We start from the raw sequence: 3,350 nt of genomic DNA on the forward strand, positions 1-3,350 counted from the left end.
ACCGGGGTCTCGGCGGCGGCCACCTCCACCACGCAGGCGCTGGGGCAGACCCGGCAGGCCGTCGACGAGCTCTCCCGGATGGCCAGCGACCTGCGCACGACGGTGGCCCGCTTCTCCTACTGACGCCTCTCCGCCTGAGAGGCCTGAACCGCACGACTTCCGCGGCCGCTGTCTCGCCCCCTTCCCCGGGCGAGGCGGCGGCCGCGGTCATTCCCCGCCGCTGCGCGAGCACGAAGCGGGACCGGCGGCGCCCGAGTCGACAAAAGGCCATCCGGGAACGGTCGTCGACCATTCTCGGCACCTTTCCGCGACACGACTCGTGTGGCGATACCGGGCATTACCGGATCCCCCACCATGGCTGGCGATACACCCTCGGGAATGCCGCGACGATCCGGTCCGGCCGATCCGAGGAGCTGGACTCCCCCGCCGATCCGGAGAACGCGGCACCTCTCTGGAACGGGTGCAATCGATCCCACCCGCCTCGGACACCCACCGCCGTTCCTGATCAGGAGACCCGACATGCGCTCCCCCGCCCCGACCGGCCCGTCGAGCTGGTTCGCCGACCGCCGGCTCGCCGTGAAGTTCGGCCTCATGATCGGCGTCGTCGTCCTGGCCTTCGGTGCCCTGCTGACCGCGACGCTGACCTCGAACGCCACCGTCCGGGACGCCAGCGCGCACCTGGCGGAGCTGGACGAGGCGGCCGAGCTGGTGCTGCAGCTGGACACCCGGGCCAGTGAGCTCAAGGTGGACGGCCTCAAGGCCCTGGTGAGCCCCACTCCCGCCGACCAGCTGGTCGACGTGACCGATGACGTCGCGACGGCGGACGCGCTGCTGGACGAGCTCCGGGGCGTCCCGCTGACCGGCGCCAGCGCCGCGGCCGCGGCGGCCGTGCAGTCGACCTTCGGGGACTACCAGGAGGGGCTCACGGCGTTCGTGCAGGCGGCCGTGGCCGACCAGGCCGCCATGCGGGTCCGGTTCGAGGAGATCCAGGTCGCCAACGACCTCACCGACGGGGCGGTCGGCGAGGCCAAGGACGCGCTGGCCGCGGAGTCCGCGGTCGCCCAGGCCGAGCTGGACGCCGCGATCACCCAGGCGGCCCGGACCAGCGAGATCGCCGCGGCCCTGGGGCTGGTGGCGATCCTGGTCATCTGCCTGCTCACCCAGCGTTCCCTGGCCCGGCCGCTGCGCCGGGTGCAGGCGTCGCTGGAGGCGATGGCGACCGGCGACCTGACCGTGGACGCCGACGTCTCGTCCCGCGACGAGGTCGGCCAGATGGCGGTCGCGCTGGGCACGGCGCAGGAACACCTGCGTGCGGTGATCGCCTCGGTCGCCGCGTCCTCGGATGCGGTGGCGGCCGCCTCGGAGGAGCTGTCGGCGTCGTCGGCGCAGATCTCGTCGTCGGCGGAGGAGACCTCGGCGCAGTCCGGGGTGGTCTCGGCGGCGGCGGAGGAGGTCAGCCGCAACGTGGCCACCGTCGCAGCGGGTGCCGAGCAGATGGGCGCCTCGATCCGGGAGATCTCGCAGAACGCGAACGAGGCCGCCCGGGTCGCCGCCCAGGCCGTGAGCGAGGCCGAGACCACCACCCAGACGATCACCAAGCTGGGCACCTCGTCCCAGGAGATCGGTGCGGTCGTGAAGGCCATCACCTCGATCGCGGAGCAGACGAACCTGCTGGCGCTGAACGCCACGATCGAGGCGGCGCGGGCCGGCGAGGCCGGCAAGGGCTTCGCGGTGGTCGCCAACGAGGTCAAGGAGCTGGCGCAGGAGACCGCACGGGCCACGGAGGACATCGCGCGTCGGGTGGAGGCGATCCAGGGCGACACCTCCGGTGCGGTGTCGGCGATCGGTCGGATCAGCGAGATCATCGGGTCGATCAACGACTTCCAGCTGACCATCGCCTCGGCGGTGGAGGAGCAGACGGCGACGACGAACGAGATGTCGCGGTCGGTGCAGGAGGCCGCCGGCGGGTCCACCGAGATCGCCACCAACATCACCGGGGTCTCGGCGGCGGCCACCTCCACCACCCAGGCGCTGGGGCAGACCCGGCAGGCCGTGGACGAGCTGTCCCGCATGGCGAGTGACCTGCGGGGGAGCGTGTCCCGCTTCACCTGGTGACACCACTCGGCCGTCGTCGCCCCGGGGTGTCGTGATGACCCGCGGCGACCATTCCGAGATGTCGACAAAGACGCACCGACGACCGGTTGATGCACTTCTTTGTCGCACCCAATGCGACACGCCAAGAAAACGACACCTCGCATTACCGGATCAATCACCATGGTCCTCACTCGCCGATCGCGGACGAATGCGAATCGGTGGAGCGAGCGATCAGGTCACCGGCCGACCCTTCCCACCGCACAGTGCACGCACCCTCAGGAGAAACACATGTCCGTCAGCCCGCTGGCCCGCTCCGGTTCGTTGTGGGGCGACCGCACCATCAAGACCAAGGTGCTCGCCTCGGCGGGCTTCGCCGGCGTCGTCGCCGCCGGCATCGGCATCCTGGGGATGACGGCGCTGAGCGACTCGGCGGCATCGGCAGAACAGCTCTACGAGGACAACACGCTCGGCGTGGCCCGGGCTGCGGACCTGGACGCGCTGGTGGGAGACCTGCGGGTCAACCTCCGCGACACGATCCTGGGCGCCGACGCGGCGGCGAACATCGCCGCGATCGAGACGCTGGGTGCCGACTTCCAGTCCGCGGCGGACGCCTACCGCCAGGTGACGGCGAGCCCGGAGAAGCTGGCCATCCTCGATGAGGTGACCGCCGACATCGATGCGTACGTCGCCTTCCAGCAGGACGTGCTGGTCCCGCTCGCCCAGAGCCAGGACTTCGCGGGCTGGATGAGCCGCAACGCCGCCGAGGGCACCCCGATCGTCACGGAGGCCGAGGCGGAGATCCGTGAGCTCCGCGACCTGGAGTCGGCGGAGGCGAAGCAGGCAGCCGCGGACGTCCGGGCCGACTACGAGGCCCAGCGGACGCTGTCGATCCTGTTCATCGTCGTGGGCATCGGCATCGCGCTCGCCCTCGGCTGGTTCGTCGCCACCGGCGTCGCCCGGGCCACCGGGAAGGTCAAGCACGTCGTGGAGGGCCTCGCCGAGGGCGACCTGACCAGGACCAGCGGGCTGACCACCCGGGACGAGTTGGGTCAGATGGGCCAGGCGCTGGACGCGGCGATCGACAGCCTGCGCGGGGTGATGGCCTCGGTGGTGGCCTCCTCGGATGCGGTGGCCGCGGCCTCGGAGGAGCTGTCGGCGTCCTCGGCGCAGATCTCGTCGTCGGCGGAGGAGACCTCGGCGCAGTCCGGGGTGGTGTCGGCGGCGGCGGAGGAGGTCTCCCGGAACGTGGCGACGGT

2 protein-coding genes and 1 pseudogene are annotated in these 3,350 nt (G+C 71.5%); all 3 read left to right on the forward strand.

From position 1 onward, the window contains the following. Positions 1-123: pseudogene (locus O2W18_RS21810) on the forward strand (methyl-accepting chemotaxis protein); the annotation flags it as partial. A gap of 396 nt (positions 124-519) precedes the next feature. Beyond that, complete coding sequence (locus tag O2W18_RS21590) at positions 520-2,115, forward strand: methyl-accepting chemotaxis protein (protein WP_269189472.1); 1,596 nt, start codon at positions 520-522, stop codon at positions 2,113-2,115. 267 nt (positions 2,116-2,382) lie between these two features. Then, the coding region (locus tag O2W18_RS21595) for an MCP four helix bundle domain-containing protein (protein ID WP_269189473.1) at positions 2,383-3,350 on the forward strand (968 nt) is incomplete at its 3' end.

Source organism: Modestobacter sp. VKM Ac-2983 (assembly GCF_026967885.1).
Lineage (GTDB): Bacteria > Actinomycetota > Actinomycetes > Mycobacteriales > Geodermatophilaceae > Modestobacter.